The 17111-nt window shown below is 49.8% G+C and carries 10 protein-coding genes; 2 read left to right on the forward strand and 8 right to left on the reverse strand.

Annotated elements, in window-relative coordinates; genetic code table 11:
- Positions 1-9: 9 nt before the first annotated feature.
- From FS806_RS17445 to FS806_RS17475, 7 genes are all read right to left on the reverse strand, one after another.
- Positions 10-1341, reverse strand: a complete 1332-nt coding sequence (locus FS806_RS17445) for an ABC transporter substrate-binding protein (RefSeq protein WP_144939185.1) — start codon at positions 1339-1341, stop codon at positions 10-12.
- A complete protein-coding gene (locus FS806_RS17450) occupies positions 1338-2168 on the reverse strand; it encodes a carbohydrate ABC transporter permease (protein WP_144939207.1) in 831 nt (276 codons plus the stop codon). Before FS806_RS17450 ends, FS806_RS17445 begins: the two co-directional genes overlap by 4 nt.
- Entirely contained in the window at positions 2168-3052 is an 885-nt protein-coding gene (locus FS806_RS17455) for a carbohydrate ABC transporter permease (RefSeq protein ID WP_144939186.1), read from the reverse strand. Before FS806_RS17455 ends, FS806_RS17450 begins: the two co-directional genes overlap by 1 nt.
- A 706-nt stretch (positions 3053-3758) precedes the next feature.
- A complete protein-coding gene (locus FS806_RS17460) occupies positions 3759-8897 on the reverse strand; it encodes an FIMAH domain-containing protein (RefSeq protein ID WP_144939188.1) in 5139 nt (1712 codons plus the stop codon).
- 303 nt (positions 8898-9200) lie between these two features.
- Positions 9201-10967, reverse strand: a complete 1767-nt coding sequence (locus tag FS806_RS17465) for a glycoside hydrolase family 2 protein (RefSeq protein WP_144939190.1) — start codon at positions 10965-10967, stop codon at positions 9201-9203.
- A 283-nt stretch (positions 10968-11250) separates the two neighbouring features.
- Positions 11251-11808, reverse strand: a complete 558-nt coding sequence (locus FS806_RS17470; protein WP_144939192.1) for an NADPH-dependent FMN reductase — start codon at positions 11806-11808, stop codon at positions 11251-11253.
- 197 nt (positions 11809-12005) lie between these two features.
- Positions 12006-12575, reverse strand: a complete 570-nt coding sequence (locus tag FS806_RS17475; protein ID WP_260982147.1) for a superoxide dismutase family protein — start codon at positions 12573-12575, stop codon at positions 12006-12008.
- A 354-nt stretch (positions 12576-12929) separates the two neighbouring features.
- Between FS806_RS17475 and FS806_RS17480 the strand changes: the two genes are divergently transcribed.
- Both FS806_RS17480 and FS806_RS17485 read left to right on the forward strand, forming a co-directional pair.
- Entirely contained in the window at positions 12930-13415 is a 486-nt protein-coding gene (locus FS806_RS17480; protein ID WP_144939194.1) for an RNA polymerase sigma factor, read from the forward strand.
- Positions 13402-14667, forward strand: coding sequence for a zf-HC2 domain-containing protein (locus tag FS806_RS17485; protein WP_144939196.1), 1266 nt, complete (start codon positions 13402-13404; stop codon positions 14665-14667). The genes FS806_RS17480 and FS806_RS17485 overlap by 14 nt, the downstream gene beginning before the upstream one ends.
- A 482-nt stretch (positions 14668-15149) precedes the next feature.
- On the opposite strand, the gene hflX is transcribed toward FS806_RS17485, so the two are convergent.
- Positions 15150-16418, reverse strand: a complete 1269-nt coding sequence (hflX, locus tag FS806_RS17490) for a GTPase HflX (RefSeq protein ID WP_260982148.1) — start codon at positions 16416-16418, stop codon at positions 15150-15152.
- Between the last annotated feature and the right edge of the window lie 693 nt (positions 16419-17111).

The following is a 17111-nucleotide window of genomic DNA, read 5'->3' on the forward strand; positions in this document are numbered from 1 at the left end:
AGGGGCTCCTTATTTTTTCAACTCATCCCAGGAGGACTGGATTTGCTTCAGCATTTCCTCGTAGCTGTTTTGCTTGCCTACATAACCTTGCATGGCCGAACTGAACTGATTGTCTACCCCTTCAGGCCATTTGGGGAACACCCACGGCAATGTCTTACCGGCTTTGGAGTAATTCATAACATCCTGCGACAAGCCTTTGAGATTGTCGGCTTCGATATGATTATAAGCAGGGATGAACAGAAACTTCTCGGTCATATAGCTCTGTGCCGTTTCATCGGTCACGAGCCAGTTCAAGAATTGCTTGGCTTCATCAATATTTTTGGAATCCTTGTTGATGACCCAGTTGAACGGAACTCCGACATGAAGCTTATCCATCGCTTCCGCATCATCGTTAATCGGAATGGGCAGCAGTCCCATATTCATGTCCGGATTGATTTCGAATACTTGCGGCTCCATCCAGTTGCCCTGCTGCATCATCGCGGCCTTGCCGGTGGCAAACAACGATACTTGCGTGTTGTAATCATTGGTCAACGGATTCGGATCGCCGTATTCAATGATCGTGTCGAACAAGTCCTTAAACTGCTGGAAGACCGGATTGTCTGCAAAATGGGCGGACCCGTCATTCAAGCCTTGCAGGAAAGCATCCTGATCCGGCTGATGTGCAAAGGCGACATTCATCAGATGAATTCCGATGACCCACCATTCCCCGAATCCCGTGGCAAACGGAATGTATCCTGCTTCCTTGAGCGTTCTTGCGGCCTCACGCAGCTCGGACAGCGTCTTCGGAGGCTCGATGTTCAACTGCTTGAATATATCTTTGTTATAAACCAATCCATAGCCTTCGATATTGTAAGGCATAGCCAGCAACTTCCCGTCCAGCATCGCACCGGCCTTGGCCGTCTCGAACGCTTTCTCTGCCCATGGCTCCCCGGACAGGTCTACGACCTGATTCTTCCAGGTTTCCAATTGGGACAAGCCTTCCACAACGAAGATGTCTGGACCCTCTCCCCCGGCGAAGCGGGTTTTGAGCAGGGCGCGCCAGTCCGTGCTGCCGCCGATAACCTCCTGCCTTACATTAACATCCGGATGCTGCTCATTATAGACATTAAGCAGCTCTTGAAATTCCTTGTCGATATTGACTTTAAAGTGGAACACGGCAAGCTCCTTCTTCTTGCCGGAGCCCTTCTGTCCTTCCTCTTGCTTGGTGCCGTCCCCCGCGCTATTGTTCGCGCCTCCTGCACATCCGGCGAACAAGGTCCCCATTAGAACCAGAACGACAGCGATTGCCAAATATTTTTTCACCTGCGATCCCCTCTCCTCATCATTATAATCTATGATCATCCCTTGACTGAACCCGCAGCGATCCCTTTAATGATATATTTTTGCAAACTGAGAAACAAAAGGATGATGGGCGCTGCCGACATGGTCAAGGTTGCCATAGCCAAATCCCACTTCTTGGAATATTGGGCAAAAAAGGAATAGAGCGCTATCGGAATGGTGCGCAATTCCCGATCCTGCAGCATCAGCAAAGGCAGCAGGAAGTCATTCCATATCCAAAGGCTGTTCAAGATCAAAGCGGTCACGATCATCGGTTTAAGCAGCGGGAGGACGATGGACCAGAATAACCGCTGATCGCCGCAGCCGTCCACGATCGCCGCCTCTTCGACTTCTAACGGCACGCTTTTGACAAAGCCATGGAACAGGAAGATCGTAAACGAAACTCCGAAGCCGAAATAGATGACGATCAGGCCGGGAATGCTGTTGATCAACCCGATATTTTTGGTCAGTTGGACCAGTGGAATCATAATCGACTGGAACGGGATAACCATCGCCGATATAAACATAATGAACAGGACCGTGCTGACTTTTCCGGGAAAGCGCACCAGCCTCCAGGCCGCCATCGCCCCGATAATCACCATTCCCGTGACACTTAGTGAAGTGACGAGGACGGAATTGAGCAGCACCTTCGGAAAATCTATCGCCTCCCACGATGCCGAGAAGTTTTTGAGTGTAAAAGCTTGCGGCCAAGCTGCCGTATCCACCATAATTTCCCCTAATGTTTTGAAGGAGTTCAGCAGCACAAAATAGAAGGGAACAAGATAAATGATGGCGATCACAATCAACAGTGCTTCGGCAACGAACGTTCGCGGCCGATACCGGGTTTCCATCAATATTCGACCTCCCTCTTCTTAGTAAAGTAAACTTGAGCGGTCGTCACCAGCGCGATGATCAGGAAGAACAGGAAGGCTTTGGCCGTGCCTAGACCATAACGGTTATATTGGAAAGCTTCCTGATAAATGTTAATGGCTACCGATTCCGTAGATCCATACGGCCCGCCGTTAGTCAGAGCCAGATTCAAATCAAACACTTTGAACGCCCAAGACAAGGTCAGGAACAAACAAACCGTAAAAGCCGGAACAACGAGCGGGAGAATCATTCTGAACAAAATCTGCATGCGATTGGCACCGTCTATTCGCGCCGCCTCCAGCAGGGAATCGTCGATATTTTGCAGAGCCGCCACATAGATAACCATCAGGTATCCCCCGATCTGCCAAACGAACACAATGACCAGACCCCAGAACGCCGTTGATGCATCCCCCAGCCAAGGGAGCTTGAAAAATCCGATTCCGGTGGCCTCCCCAATTGAAGGAAAACCTTTCACGAATATAAACTGCCAGACAAAACCGAGAATCAATCCGCCAATGACATTGGGTAAAAAGAAGGCGGTCCGCAGCATATTTCTCGTTTTGATCGGCCCCGTTAACAACAACGCAAGAATGAAACCGATCACATTAGATAGCAGGACAGCCGCAACCGTAAAACGGATCGTAAACCAGAATGAAGCAAAAAATTGCTTATCGCTCGTAAATATCTTTTTGAAATTTTCGAAGCCGACCCACTGCACTTCTCCACTGACTCCGTTCCAGGAAGTAAACGAATAGATCATCCCCATCACAAACGGAATGGCGACGATGAGAGCAAAGAATATAAAAGCCGGTCCGACAAACACCAGATGGTTGACGAGCGTTTTCCCTTTTCTGCCGTACCGCATGTTTTCACCTTCCTTTCGACGAAGCATCGATTCCTAGTGTACAAAGAACAGAAAAGCAAATACACGTACAAATCGGGATAAAAAGGTGGAAAAATCCGACTGCTGATGAGCAAGGGAAAGCCGCAAGTCGCACCCGGGTCGGAAAAAACACGCCGCAAAGACGAGCAAAAATGCATTAAAATCTTGCCTTTTTCCAAAAAGAAGGCGAAAGACGCTCAAATGTGCAGGTCTTTTTCTCTAAATGGGGCCATTCCGCACAAAACCGCTCCAAGGACCTGCATTATCGTTTTAGAATAAGGCACTGCGCGGCTTTTTCCGAAAAAGACCTGTAGTTTTGCTTGTCTTTTCCCCAATCCGGCGGACGTAACGAGGCTGTCCCAACAGAATTCACAGAAGACGAGAATCTCCGGTGCTGAGCGGTGCAGAAAAATCGAAAACCGGATTATTTAGCACAGCCCCCCGATTAAAAAGGCACTAGCAGCTAAAAACGTCCGGTTTTAAATTAGAACCGAATAAGCTTGTACGCTTAATCTGCAAAAAAATACCCCGCCAAGGTTCATGACCTGACGGGGTATTGTTTACTTTTTATCACTTTGCCGTTTGCGGCTGGATCTGATGATCCGCCAGGCAGCTCCGCGATGCTCACCGGGAGAGGCGCGGGCGATTCCGCCCAGACCCGCTGCTCTCAGCGTTAAGCCGCCCCGCGCTATTCCAGGCCCTCGATCAACGTTTGCACGTCCGCACCAAGCTTAGCCATTGCGGCTTCGGATATTTTGTCCCGATGAGCCGGGTTATTCATATGCTTGAGGAAATCCTCCAGGCTCTTGCTCGCCTGCGGCAGATGCTGCTTGCCTAAGTGATGCGCCGCCTGCTTCAGGCTGTTGCGGAGTTGAACGGTAAGCGGCTTAAGGATATCGCCGGAAGAAATATATTCCTCCAGTTGCCAGGCTACCGCTTCCAAAGTTACCGGTTCCGGTACAGCACCTTGCTCATGGGACAGCGGAATAACGAACGCAGCGCCGGGAGCGATATCGTATATATAGCCTTTGCTGAAGTCATTGACATTTGCAAAGGAGCGAATCAATGTAATATCGCCGAGCTTGAGGCTGTACTGATTGCCGCCCAGCCCTTCGATGCCCCTGATCTGATAAGCGGCGTTGCGAACCTGGTCATTCTCGACAAACAGCCACTTGCCGATCAGGTCCTCCGGCTGCATCCCCGCTAAATCCATCGTTACCAGGAGCTCATTGCTGACCGAAAGCTCGCGGGTGAAGTCGGTGACGGTACCGGTCAGCCTGGCCCGGACGGGCTCCGCCTCGGAATCCAGCGGACGGATGGCTGTGCCGTCATGCACATACGCATACTCCTGCTTGCCGTCCATGACCGAGTACAGGCCAAAGAATCCCTGAAACCGGAATTGATCGTCGATAATGTATTCCTGCGAGGAATCCAATGAATAGACGATGTAGTCGGTCCGCCCATTCTCCAGAACGACTTTGACCGCCTGCACCTTACTGCCATCCGCTTCATTCTCTCCTTGTCGCACCTCTGCCTTCTCTATCGATTGAACAAACCGGCTGCCCTTGTAGGGCTCGATGACGGAAGTGAACAAGCTGTCCAGATTAGTGCCGCTGCGGTGGCCTATGAAATAGCGGATTTCCTTCGGATTCCCCGGCTTGTTGTCCGGCGGCAACCCGTCGGCCAGCGCCGCATCATCCAGCGGAGTCAGCATGGTCAGCCGCAGGTGAACGTCCGTATTCGCTCCGGCCCCGCCGCCGTATATATTCCACGTGTCTTTCACATTCCAATCCACACTGAACGGCGCGGTCGGATTCTGAGCCCGGTCCACATCCTTCAGCCAGTGGAAGCCGCTGCCCATATACCCCGGTCCGTCCACATCGTCTACCCGGTGGCCGAGCGGCACATCCGGTCCGGCGTAAGTGCCGACATATTGACCGCTCTCATCCACCTGAGGTATGAGATCGAGTCCTTCCGTCGTCACCTCCCCTTCCATGCTGTGGAAGCTGAAATGATGATCGCTGCCGCCTTGAACTTTAAAGAAATCGACGATATACGAATTGTCGGCATCCACCCGAATCATGGCGGAGGTCCGCCGGAATTGCGATGTCTGCGGATATACCTTGGGTGCCTCCACGTCGATCAACTGCACTCTGCCGCCGTTCAGATCCACATGCTTCGGCAGGGATACGACCTGTGTAGCCATCTTTCTCTTATTAACGACCACCGTATTGTGGCTGATCGTATTGTTCATCCACTGCGCCCGATGCATATCCACCGCATCGGCGAATTTCGGATAACCGAGATCGGGCGCCAGGTCGAGGCCGAATGCGTGAATGCCCAGATTAAGAGTATCCCGGTGCCCGTGTCCGGACGAAACCCCGTAATACATCCACATTCCGCGCTGCGTGTCCACCGGTTCCGGCTGGTCGTCGTCCTGCGGTTCCTGCAGCCTGAGCTCGGTCACTCCCATTTTGTAATTGCTGGCGCCGTCCGTTATTCCGCTGTAGCGGAACGAAATTTGGTGCTTCCCTTCTTCCAGAGTCAACGTGCCCAACAGCTCCAATTCCTTCGAGGAGCCGAAGAAATCGACTTCCTTGACGAATTGATCATCGATGTATACGTTATATCTGGCGTAGGAAGGAGCGCGCCACGGACGCAGCAGCACATCGTATTCGCCGGCCGCCGTCACCGGGAAAGCGAAGGTGATCGAATGTCCGGGCTCATTGGCTTCCAACTGAACCGTCGAGTTCGAATCGAAGAATCGATAGCCTATTGTGCTTTCGATTACTTCCATATCCATGAAGAACAGGCTCTCTCCGTACTGAGGCACGGTCTTGAAGCCGTCACGCAGGCCTGCGAAGCCGAAGCCGGACAGGTTGGTGCTTTCCAAATCAAGCGGTCCGATCTCGGCAATCACCGCTTCGATATCCTTGCCGATCTGCTCCGGATTTTCGGTGAACACATCGCCATGAATGCCGGAAGCTCTGTAGTTATTCAAGAAATAGGCCAGTTGGGCAAAGATGGGCTCCCTATACACTTCGTAGGCCCGGATCATCTGTGCCAGATCCAGAACATGCACGGGATTTCCCGCGGCCGCCGTATCCCCGATCGAAGGAGTATACCTCTCCAGCATCGTCAAGGGGTACATGGCCGAGAACATTTTCCGGAATTTCACATTCTGGTACAAGTCCGCTTCCGGATATTTGTCATATCCCTCCAGAATGTTGGCGACCTCCAAAAAGGAGGATATCCACAGACGATTATAACCGGGGGACCCTTCGTTGCCGTGACCGTTCCGGTCTACCGTATTGACGAGTCCGGCCAGAATATTGCCTCCTGTTACCCGGTAAGGGTTCGATAACAGACCGCCGCTCTGGAAATTGAAGTCCAGCCATTCCTTCGTCTCCGGTAACGTATCATACACCACCGCCGCTAAAGCCAAAGCGCTTTGATGGAAGCCGTTGTTGCCAAAAATATTGGCGTTTTTAACGTTCGGATACACTTCCTTCAAAATTCCGTCCTCGATATTTTTGCGGATTCCCGTGGCCGAATCCTTGAACGAAAGCTTATACTGCTCGCCCTTCTGCTGTAAAAATACGAGAACCTCGTCCATCACCTCGGGATCGTCCATCGCCGGGAAGAAAGCGTCATAGGCCTTGATAAATTCCTTCACCAGTCCCGTTTCCCATATGGAACCGACCGCCTTGCCGCCGGCCCTTCCTCCGTCGGAATGCCAATAGATCGACCGGTCGAACACCCGCAAATCAAGACTGGGGTAGACGTCCGCGATCCGGTCGAGCAGCACGATCCCCGCTTGGGCATACTGCTTTTCCCCGGTGAAGATATATGCATCCCGCAGCGCTTTGATCGCATCCACTACAACTCCGTTGCTATACCACAAATGCCAATGCGTATAGTACGATATAAAGGTGTAGTAATTGCCGTTCTCATCCACCCAGCCGTAGCCGTCGTCGACACCCCAGGTTTCCCCCTTCTCCGGATAAAGCTCATTGACCAAATATTGAGGGTCGGCCAGCTCCCGGCGGAAGATCCCTTGTTCATCCAGTCCGCTCTCATAATAGGACTTGAAATCGTTCGTCGGATACCGGTAGTTCTTACCGTTCTCGTCTACCGCGCTCGGATCGATCAGCTTCCAGGGTTCGTTGAACGGATCCGCCTTATACGGATAATTCCCCCATTTATCGATTTCCTTGCCCGACACCGGGCTGCCTAGCGGCTGATTGACCGCATAACTTCGCGGCAATGTTTGAGGGGGAACGGATTTCCATAGAAAGTCCCATCCGGCCTCCACATATTTGGCCGCCGCGCTCACCGCTCCCGACCGGTGGCCCTTGGCCCATTCGTATTGCTGCACATTGTTCCTCGCATTGGCCACTTTCTCTTCGGTATAGAAGGTGCTTCTCGTTTTGGAGCTTGTCAATTCTCCTACCTCCACGGTTACCCCGTCAGATTGAGTAACTCCGGCAAAAGTGACATCGACAGTGATCGCTGCCGCCCCTACACCGACTGCCTTGAAAAATCCGCCCTCCGTCTTCTTCAGCAAAACCTGATCATTGCTGCTTGTGAATACAATCTCGGCTTGGGACAGATCAGCCTTCTCCCCGTTATCCAATACCCCTTCCACCGAAGCCTTCACATACTGGGATTGCACCACGTCATCCTTATCCAGCTTGAGCTGCACCCCGGCAAGCCGGCTGTCCGTCACCTCGATCGGCAATTCGGCGCTTACGGTTCTGCCCGCCAATGTAACCTGCACCTGAATGACCGCCGTTCCTTTCTTTAATCCGGTGACCTGACCGGTCTCATCGACCCGAATCGTCTGCGGGTCCGAGCTGTAAAAGACCATCTCCGCTCCTGACAAATCCGCGTCGGCGCCATTGCTTAACATGCCGCTGACATGGAGCTGCCTCGTCCCCATTAAGGGAAGCGGCCCCCCGTCCATTCCTAACTCCACGCTTTCCAATAGCGAATTCACCACTTGAATATTCAATGATTGGACAGCCTTAAGCCCGTCAGCCTCCGCCTGAACGTGAATGACGGATGAGCCTTCAGCCAATCCGGTAATTAAACCGCTTTCATCAATACTGGCAATGTGATCATTCTCGCTCGCATAAGAGAACGTTGTCTGATTAACCGGCGTGCCGTCCGATTTATATACCGATGCCTGCACGCTCGTCGTTTCATTCATTAATAATATCTGCTTTGCCGCAGACACACTTAATTGCAGAGAAGGAAGCCCTTCCTGTTCAATCAGTGAAAATTTATATGGATACAAGGAATAATTAGAGCCTTTATCCGCCATCGGATTGCGTCCCGCCACCTGGAAGGTGATGGTGTGCGTCCCTTCGGTCAGATAAACGGTTTTCAAAGGAACGGTCGGTCCGAACATGCTTCCCGGATCATAGAAATCATACCGGCCTATCCTCTCTTCGTCGATGAAGAGGTCGCCAATTCCGGCGGCTTTATAGAGATAGCCTTGAAATTCCAGCAAGTAATAGCCTGTCCGCGGTACATCAAAGTCGAAGGAGCGAGACTGGCCGACGGCATCCGCCGCGATCGAGGTGCCGTACAGATCTACTTTGCGGGTGATCGGCTTCTCGTTAATATCCCCGAGCACCCTGAGATTGGAGTCTCCCGAGTAGGCATCGATAAACATGTACGTGTATTCAGCCGGCGGTTCCGCCGCCTCGGCATGGACGAGCAAGGAACCGGCGAATGGGACGGGAAACATCGTGACCGTGAGCATAATGGCCATAATAACAGACAGCTTTGCACGTAATTGTTTGTAGAAATACGAACTCATACATCATCGCCTCCTGTTTATAGATTTTGGACCGACAATCTATCATTGCCCTCCTTCCCCATAATCTTTTCCTCAGAATTTGAAAGCGTTACCAATTTCATCCTAGTCGTTTTTTCGGTTAAAAGAAATGGTAATTTCATGACAAGCATTTGTAATATTTTAACTATTTCATTATCTGCGGACTGGGTTTAAATCCGGTTGGTCCGGGTCGTGCAAAAAAACCTCTGCTCCCGCCATCCATACGGTTCAGAGGTTCTTTATTAGAGCAATCTATTATTAAGCTTCTGCCGTTCGAGTCGGTTTCTACCGGGACTGTCCTCCCGCCGCATCCTTCCTCTCGATGGTCGCCGGTCGTGAATGAATGGCCCGGAAGACTTCGGACGGAAATTTCGGCCTCCGGTCATACGTATACAGGCCGTTAACCTCCTGCTCGACATCATACAATTGAGTGTAGCAGAACCCGAGCATCAGCGGATGGTCCATCAGAACGCTGGTCAGTCCCTCATACCGAGCCAGGAATTCTTCCTCGCTGGTGGGCCGGTTGCCGTACCCCCAGCCATCGTCATTGCCTTTGTTGGGGTTCCACCAGATTCCCCCGTATTCGCTTACGAAGTAGGGCTCCCCGCGGTACTTCTGCCGTTCCGGAAAAGCATTAAAGACCGGGCCGCCCGTCTTCATCGGCTCGTAATGGGCGCGAAAAACTTCCGGGTCCTGCTCATAGTCATGCACATCGAAAATGTCCGTCTCCACATGATAATTCCCGCTTGTATCTATAACCGGGCGTGTCGGATCCAACGCCTTCGTCATTCGGTAGATGCTGCGCAAGGTGGAATCGTCCTGCTTACCCCATTCCGTATCCCAGGTTTCGTTGAACGGGCACCAGCCGATTACAGACGGATGATTGAAGTCCCGTTCCACCGCTTCCAACCATTCGGAAAGCATGGTCGAGAGCCCCTTACCTCCGGAAATGTTAAGGCCCCAATTGCCATACTCGCCCCAGACCAAATATCCGAGCCGGTCGGCCCAGTACAGATACCGCGGCTCGAACAGCTTCTCATGCAATCTGGCGCCGTTAAAGCCCAGTTCAAGCGAAAGCTCGATGTCCCGCCGCAAATCTTCATCCGTTGGGGCGGTGTAAACCCCTTGCGGATAGAAGCCCTGGTCGAGCACCAGCCGCTGGAAGACAGCCCGGCCGTTAATGCGCATGGCATGACTGTCAAGTCGAAGCGTGCGCAGTCCGAAATAGGAGGATACGCTATCCAACTCTTTGCCGGATTCGTCCGATAGCGTCAGCTTCAAGTCATACAGCCTTCCGCAGCCCGGCTCCCATAGCTGGATAGTCGACAGCGGCAGTGTAACGCGGACCGACGGGGAGCTCACTCCGATATCTGCCGCTCCGGCGAAACTTCCTTCATATAGAGCCTCCGCCTTAAGCCGGACCCCGTTCCTCCAACCGTCGACCTGTGCTTCAAAATGAAGACAGCCATTCTCCGGATCGGGATAATAACGCAAGGAGCGAATGCTGATATCGGGAACACATTCCAGCCACACCGTTTGCCAAATGCCCGTTGTCCGCGTGTAATCGCAGCCGTGGGATCGGTAGAGGCAGGATTGCTTGCCGCGGGGCTGCCTGCCTGACCGCGGATCATCCTCCGCACATACCGTCACTACATTAACGCCCGCACGCAATTGTCGGGTAATGTCGAAGGCGAAGGGAGTATATCCGCCGCTATGCTTTCCGACAGATTCCCCGTTAATCCAAACCTCGGCTTCGTAGTCGACCGCGCCGAAATGAATGAGCACCCGCCCCTCCGCCCAGGCGGCAGGGACTTCAAAGGCCCTCTGGTACCAGACGCCAGCCATAAAATCCTTATACTCCACACCGGACAATGAGCTCTCCGGGCAGAACGGCACAAGAATAAGGCCGCTCAAAGCATGCTCCGGGTTGGTCAAGCCGCGTTCCCGGCCACTTCGTCCATGATCGATTTCGAACCCCCACTCTCCATTCAAGTTCAGCCACTGCTCCCGTTTCAATTGCGGCCGCGGATATTCCGGTCTGGGAATAGCCATTCTGCATCTCTCCCTGTTTTATTTTTTCACTTTCTCATTTTTCACCTTTCCGTTTCTAGCCTTTTAGTTCCGAATGTTATCGTTTTCTAGTATTTTTCTTATTTTACCACACTCTCGCATATCCGTCTGTCACAATCATATTTATGCTCCATTTAAAGTCCGTATTTGGCTGATTTATCCGTTTCACGATTTCGTTCAAATAAAAAAAACGCTCCGGCCAAGCAAGCAAAAGCGCTTCGTTGATTAAGTATCTCATTATCCCATTATCTCATTACAGTCTATTTTATTGTTTCATTAATTGGGATTGGCGGTTGAACCACTGAATAAAATTGTCCACTACCGTATCCAGAAACTTAACGGTTGGTTCGTGGGTCAGATTTCCGGCCGCATCGATTTTCTCATGAACGGCACCGACATATACTTCGTTGCCTGGAAGAAGCGGAGAGGATACTCCCGGCGAGAATAAAATATCGCGCAAATGCCCTTGAGCACGAGCCGTGCCCAGCGCCCCCATGGAGGCGCCCATGATCCAGGATGGTTTGCCGATCAGAACTTTGTCCCCGCGGGATAACCAGTCAATCGCATTCTTCAGTACACCGGAAATGGAGTAGTTATACTCGGGAGTGACCCATAGGACCGCATCGGCTTCCGCGACCTTGCCGCGAAATTGTTTGACTTCCGACGGAGGGTCATTTTCTATGTCTTCACTGAACATAGGAAGATCCTTGATGTTCAGAACCTCTATGTCCATTTTCGCTTGGTATCTTTTCTGCACATATTCCGCCAGCTTTCGGTTGTAGGACTCCTTACGAATGCTGCCGACAATCGCGACTATTTTCATGTGCAATGCCTCCTGTAGTATGGTTCGTTAGTTCAGATGATTTCCTAGCCTATGTGTGCCGGATTTTCTTTAGAAGCCAACTGTTGATATATCCATTATATGAAAATGGTGTGCACTTTCAAACAGCCCGGATTAGGAGAGCCGATATCCGTTCCGTTTCCATTACCCTTTCACGATCCTTTAGCTCCAGTACCGTTTTATTCCGGGATATTGCCTCCAACCAAGCGATCTCCGGCGTTACCTGCCGGGTCTGTCTTATAATCATCTTCATCGGCGTGAATGATGATGGATTTGCCCCGCAAGGAATAGGCGCCGCTCTTTTCCAACGTCGCAGCTTTGAGCAGTAAGTCGGCCTCGACGGTGCCATCCGATTTCACCTCAAGATTGGGCATGTCACCGAGATGATGGCCATCGGGATTGGAATGCCCGTGCTTCTTCCCGTCCGGATTGAAATGTCCGCCAGCCGTCTTGAAATCGAATGGAACGAAAGCTTTCTCGTGAATATGGAAGCCATGCTTGCCCGGAGCCAGCCCGGATACCTTAAGCTGCAAGCGCACCCCGTCCGGCTCCTGTGTCAAGATGGCCGAACCGACTTCTTTGCCGCGGGTATCGTACAGTTTAACAAGCGGTTCATCTGCCGAAACCGGCTGGGCTGTCTCAACCGCATTGATTTTCCATACATAAGCTAAGGACACCACGCCGAACAAAATCGTCCCAAGCATTAAAACAGCGATTAAATGTTTTTGGTTGAATGGTTTTCGCTTCAAAATAGTACCTCCTTCGAGATCATGTCTAGTTCATTCCATACTTCCCGATTATTACCAGAATGTCGGAATTTTATTAGACAATGTCATCTGAAGGCGGCGATATTAGCATCAAAATAACCCGGTTGTCCCCCAAGCTCCTTACCTCGACAAACTTCCTCCACTGGCCGAATTCTTGATCGCGCAGAAAAATAATCTATATTTTTCTCTGCAGGTGTAACAAAACGATAGTAAACTGGCACTAATAATTATAAGCTTGTTCAACAGTCGTTTATAGGGAATCAGGGAGAGAACGATGGTTTTTTGCAAACAAGCAGATAGGGCATTAAAGAAGCTCAGCGACGAAGAGGTGTGTGCATGTATGATCACATAAAACAGATATATCTCGTTTATTATCACGAGCTGTATCGGTTTGTGGCAAAGCATTGCCGGAATCCGGACCATATTGATGACATTGTTCAGAATACGTTCGTGGAAGCTATGAAAAGCCTCGAAACGTATAAGAGCCGCTCCTCCATCAAAACCTGGCTGTTCGGCATAGCAAAGCATCAACTGTATAGGCATTTCAGAAAAAATAAGATGCAAGTCGATCTGGATGCCCTGGAAGGCGCGGCATGGGCCACGCATAATGACTTCAGCGACAAGCTGCTGGCAGAGCAAATCCTGGCAACGATTAATGATTTAGAGCCTCCTCACAACGAAATCATGCGATTAAGGCTGATCGTCGGACTATCCTTCAAGGAAATCGCTCTTAGGATAGGAAGAACGGAAAATTATTGCCGGGTCAACTATTACCGCACCAAAGAAAAGCTCAGGAAGGAGTACGCTTATGAAAACCTGTAATTTGGTCAAAGACTTAATTCCTTTGTATGTAGAAGAGCTGGCTAACGAAGATAGTGCGGAACTGGTAAAAAATCATATTACGGAATGTGCGGAATGCAGAAGCTATTATGAAATGATCAAGCAGGATTATGAGGAACAGAAAGCAATCCAGCCGGATGACAAACAGTTGGATAGATTAATGGGGCAGCTTGCGGGGTATCAGCAGAAGATCAAGCTGGCCGGAGTGATGATGGCCATGCTTATGTCCAGTATTATTCATGGCGCCGGGGTTCAGTTTTTGTCTACGATCCCTTTCCTGATCCTCGTCCCTTTTGTTTGCAGACTGTATTATGGCAAATCGTGGCCGATTCTGTTATCTTCCATCGGATTTGGAATCATAGGTGGATTATTAAGCGAGAACCACTCCTCCAGTTATATTCCTTTCTTCACAGTGATGACTTTCCTTACATCCATCACCGGCGTCCTTGCTGCCGTATTGATCAAAAGCAGAATTGGGAAAATATGGAGACCCGTTTTTTGGATCATATCTGCCGCATTGTTGTTCGCAAGCTGTATGGCCTTCTTTTCTCTAAGCGGCAACCCTGTCGGCTATGTCCAAGCGATGGTCAAAAGCAAGGATTACGTAAATAAGACCTATGAAGAAGGGGTGTTGAGCTTCAAGGGAGTTGTGTTTAACTTCAAAGACAAACGGCACTATGGACAATTTGAGTATGTATTGAATGGAGTCCGGCAGACTGCGACAATCGGCTTTGATCCTGATGGGCAGGTCGATGACTACTATAAATACGTGCTGGAGTCGCAATTCTTGTACGAAAGAAGCGCAGACATGAAGACCGAAATAACCGCCGCGATCGACTTCTCTCCCGTGGCAATCGATGCAAAGCCGGCATCGGAGCTTAACATAACAGAAGATGAAATCAACGACCGATACTATCATCTTTCATATGATCCCGAGAGGCGGAACAAAGCGACAGCCCTTAGAAGAAGCGAAAGCGCGAAGTTGAGCTATGAAATTTCCTTCGGCCCCTTCAGCGAAGAGTACGATAAATTGTCCAAGGAACAATTTATCGATAAAGCGGCGGCCATCCTGAACACTTTGCAGGCACGCCAGGTTCCATTTCACAGCATCCAGGTTAAAGCGCTGGATCCAAGCGGCAGTCATCTGCAAAGCATCAGCTTCAGCAGCTCTTCATCAATTCAACAATTAAAGGACAGTTATACAACGCAAGGGTACGACATTTATAAAAAATAAATCAGCACGAAATCTACACCATCCCGTGAACCTTCATAACACGCGACGGATGGACAGTTAGGATGTTCAAGGGAGGATGCAGCTTTACAGCATCCTCCCTGTTCTTCTTCTCCCATCTTCTCTATCTTTCTTTTCCCATCTTCTCAATTTTCTCTTGTCCCTAACCCTCAACCTTTCTTTTCTCATCTTCTCTATCTTCCCTTGTACCTGACCCTCTATCTTTCTTTTCCCATCTTCTCAATTTTCTCTTGTCCCTAACCCTTTATCTTTCTTTTCCCGTCTTCTCAATCTTCTCTTGTCTCTAACCTCTATCTTTCTTTTCTCATCTTCTCAATCTTCTCTTGTCCCTAACCCTCTATCTTTCTTTTCCCATCTTCTCAATTTTCTCTTGTCCCTAACCCTTTATCTTCCTCTTACCGTACTCCTCATAAACTCCTATTCGCCCCATCTTGCCTTGGTTTCTGTCAACTCCGAATCTGGTATTATTCTTCAGAGATGACATAATGCCGATACTTATCCCAATCAGCCTTCTTGCATTCCAGAGTCAATTTGGTTCCTTCCTGCTCGTATTCGGTGGCAAGTACATGCGCCTTTTCATTGAAATAAGAAACAAGCTGGCCCTGATCATATGGAATCAGCATGACACAGGAGACGTAATCTTTAAAAATATGACTACCGATCAATCCGACCAGTTCTTCTATGCCTATTCTCTGTTTAGCGGATAAATACACCGCCTCCGCCTGCACGTCGGGAACCTTTTTTTGCGTTAAATCGGCTTTATTGTAGGCATAAATTGTCGGGACGTCCTTTACGCCTATTTGCTTTAAGGTTTCATTAGTTATATTTATTAACTGCTCGTAGTAAGGGTTGGAGTAATCCACCACGTGAATGAGCAAGTCGGCTTCGGCGGCCTCTTCCAGCGTAGAACGAAAGGCTTTGACCAGATGATGCGGCAGCTTGCTCACAAATCCGACCGTATCCGTCAGCAAGAAAGATTTATTATCCTGAAGGGTAATGTTGCGAATTGAAGTATCCAGAGTGGCAAACAGCATATCCTTCTCAAAAACCTGTTTATTCTCGGCAGAAGGGCTAAACAACTCCACCATGGCATTCATAATCGTCGACTTCCCGGCATTGGTATAGCCTACCAACGAAACAACCGGAATTTCATTTTTGCGGCGCTGCTTCCGTTGGGTTTGTCGATGAGCGACAAGCGATTCCAATTCTTTGTTAAGAGCGGATATTCTCTCCTCAATCCTTCTGCGGTCCAGCTCCAGCTTAGTTTCTCCGGCCCCCCTGTTTCTCGTTCCTACTCCCCCGCTCTGCCTTCCCAACGAATTTCTTAATCCGATGAGGCGGGGAAGCATATACGATAATTGGGCAACCTCTACCTGCAGCTGTGCTTCTTTCGTCTTCGCACGTTCTGCAAAAATGTCCAATATAAGCAAAGTCCGGTCAATCACCTTGCAATCAAGATCTGCTTCCAAATTACGAATTTGCGATGGGGAGAGTTCATCGTTAAAAATCACCATGTTGGCGTCCTTCTCCGCAATCAGAGAAAGCACATCTTGAATTTTCCCGGTCCCAATGTAATGGGAAGGGTTCACACGAGTTAAATTTTGGGTCAGTTCCCCCACTACCTCCACGTGGCATGCGGCCGCCAGATTGGCCAATTCCTGCATGGAATACTCAAAATCGGTATGTTGATTAAGGTTAACGCCGACCAAAACGGCTTTCTGTATAAGTTCCATATAAGTTTCCTCCGAAATCATCATGAGCCATCAGCTTCATTATTATAAAACTACTCCTTTATTTTATCAAAGAACATTCATCCCATTCGGGAATGAATAGTTATATTTGTTTTTGGGCAGCCTCATACCCGTTTTTTTGTTAGGCTTCCTTGAAACCACCGTCACGAAATATCCCTCCTATTCCTCTGTTTGTTCCTCTGCTTGCCTCCCTCCTCTCACCTAAAATCTCTTTCTAGAACCTTTGACTGTCATTATCTCTCTGCAGTCCCTCTGACTGTTATCCCATTCGCTCAGTCTTTATCTGCAACTTCGTCATCTCTATCCCCTCTTTTGGTTATTATCCCGTTTACTCAGGACCTGTTAGGCCATCATTATCTCTCTCCAGTCCCTCTGATTGTTATCCCGTTTACTCAGTTTCTGTTTAGCCGTCATTATCTCTCTCTAGTCCCTCTGACTGTTACCCCGTTTACTCAGTTTCTGTTTGGCCGTCATTATCTCTCTCTCTAGTCCCTCTGACTGTTATCCCGTTTACTCAGTTTCTGTTTGGCCATCATTATCTCTCTCCAGTCCCTCTGACTGTTATCCCGTTTACTCAGTTTCTGTTTGGCCGTCATTATCTCTCTCTAGTCCCTCTGACTGTTATCCCGTTTACTCAGTTTCTGTTTGGCCATCATTATCTCTCTCCAGTCCCTC

The sequence above is a fragment of the Paenibacillus sp. 32O-W genome, from assembly GCF_007679495.1.
Classification (GTDB): Bacteria; Bacillota; Bacilli; order Paenibacillales; family NBRC-103111; genus Paenibacillus_L; species Paenibacillus_L residui.

Excerpts from the sequence above, each read along its gene's own strand:
- FS806_RS17445 (WP_144939185.1), bottom strand. The coding sequence starts at position 1,341 with ATGATCATAGATTATAATGATGAGGAGAGGGGATCGCAGGTGAAAAAA.
- FS806_RS17450 (WP_144939207.1), bottom strand. The coding sequence starts at position 2,168 with ATGGAAACCCGGTATCGGCCGCGAACGTTCGTTGCCGAAGCACTGTTG.
- FS806_RS17455 (WP_144939186.1), bottom strand. The coding sequence starts at position 3,052 with ATGCGGTACGGCAGAAAAGGGAAAACGCTCGTCAACCATCTGGTGTTT.
- FS806_RS17460 (WP_144939188.1), bottom strand. The coding sequence starts at position 8,897 with ATGAGTTCGTATTTCTACAAACAATTACGTGCAAAGCTGTCTGTTATT.
- FS806_RS17465 (WP_144939190.1), bottom strand. The coding sequence starts at position 10,967 with ATGGCTATTCCCAGACCGGAATATCCGCGGCCGCAATTGAAACGGGAG.
- FS806_RS17470 (WP_144939192.1), bottom strand. The coding sequence starts at position 11,808 with ATGAAAATAGTCGCGATTGTCGGCAGCATTCGTAAGGAGTCCTACAAC.
- FS806_RS17480 (WP_144939194.1), top strand. The coding sequence starts at position 12,930 with ATGTATGATCACATAAAACAGATATATCTCGTTTATTATCACGAGCTG.
- FS806_RS17485 (WP_144939196.1), top strand. The coding sequence starts at position 13,402 with ATGAAAACCTGTAATTTGGTCAAAGACTTAATTCCTTTGTATGTAGAA.
- hflX (WP_260982148.1), bottom strand. The coding sequence starts at position 16,418 with ATGGAACTTATACAGAAAGCCGTTTTGGTCGGCGTTAACCTTAATCAA.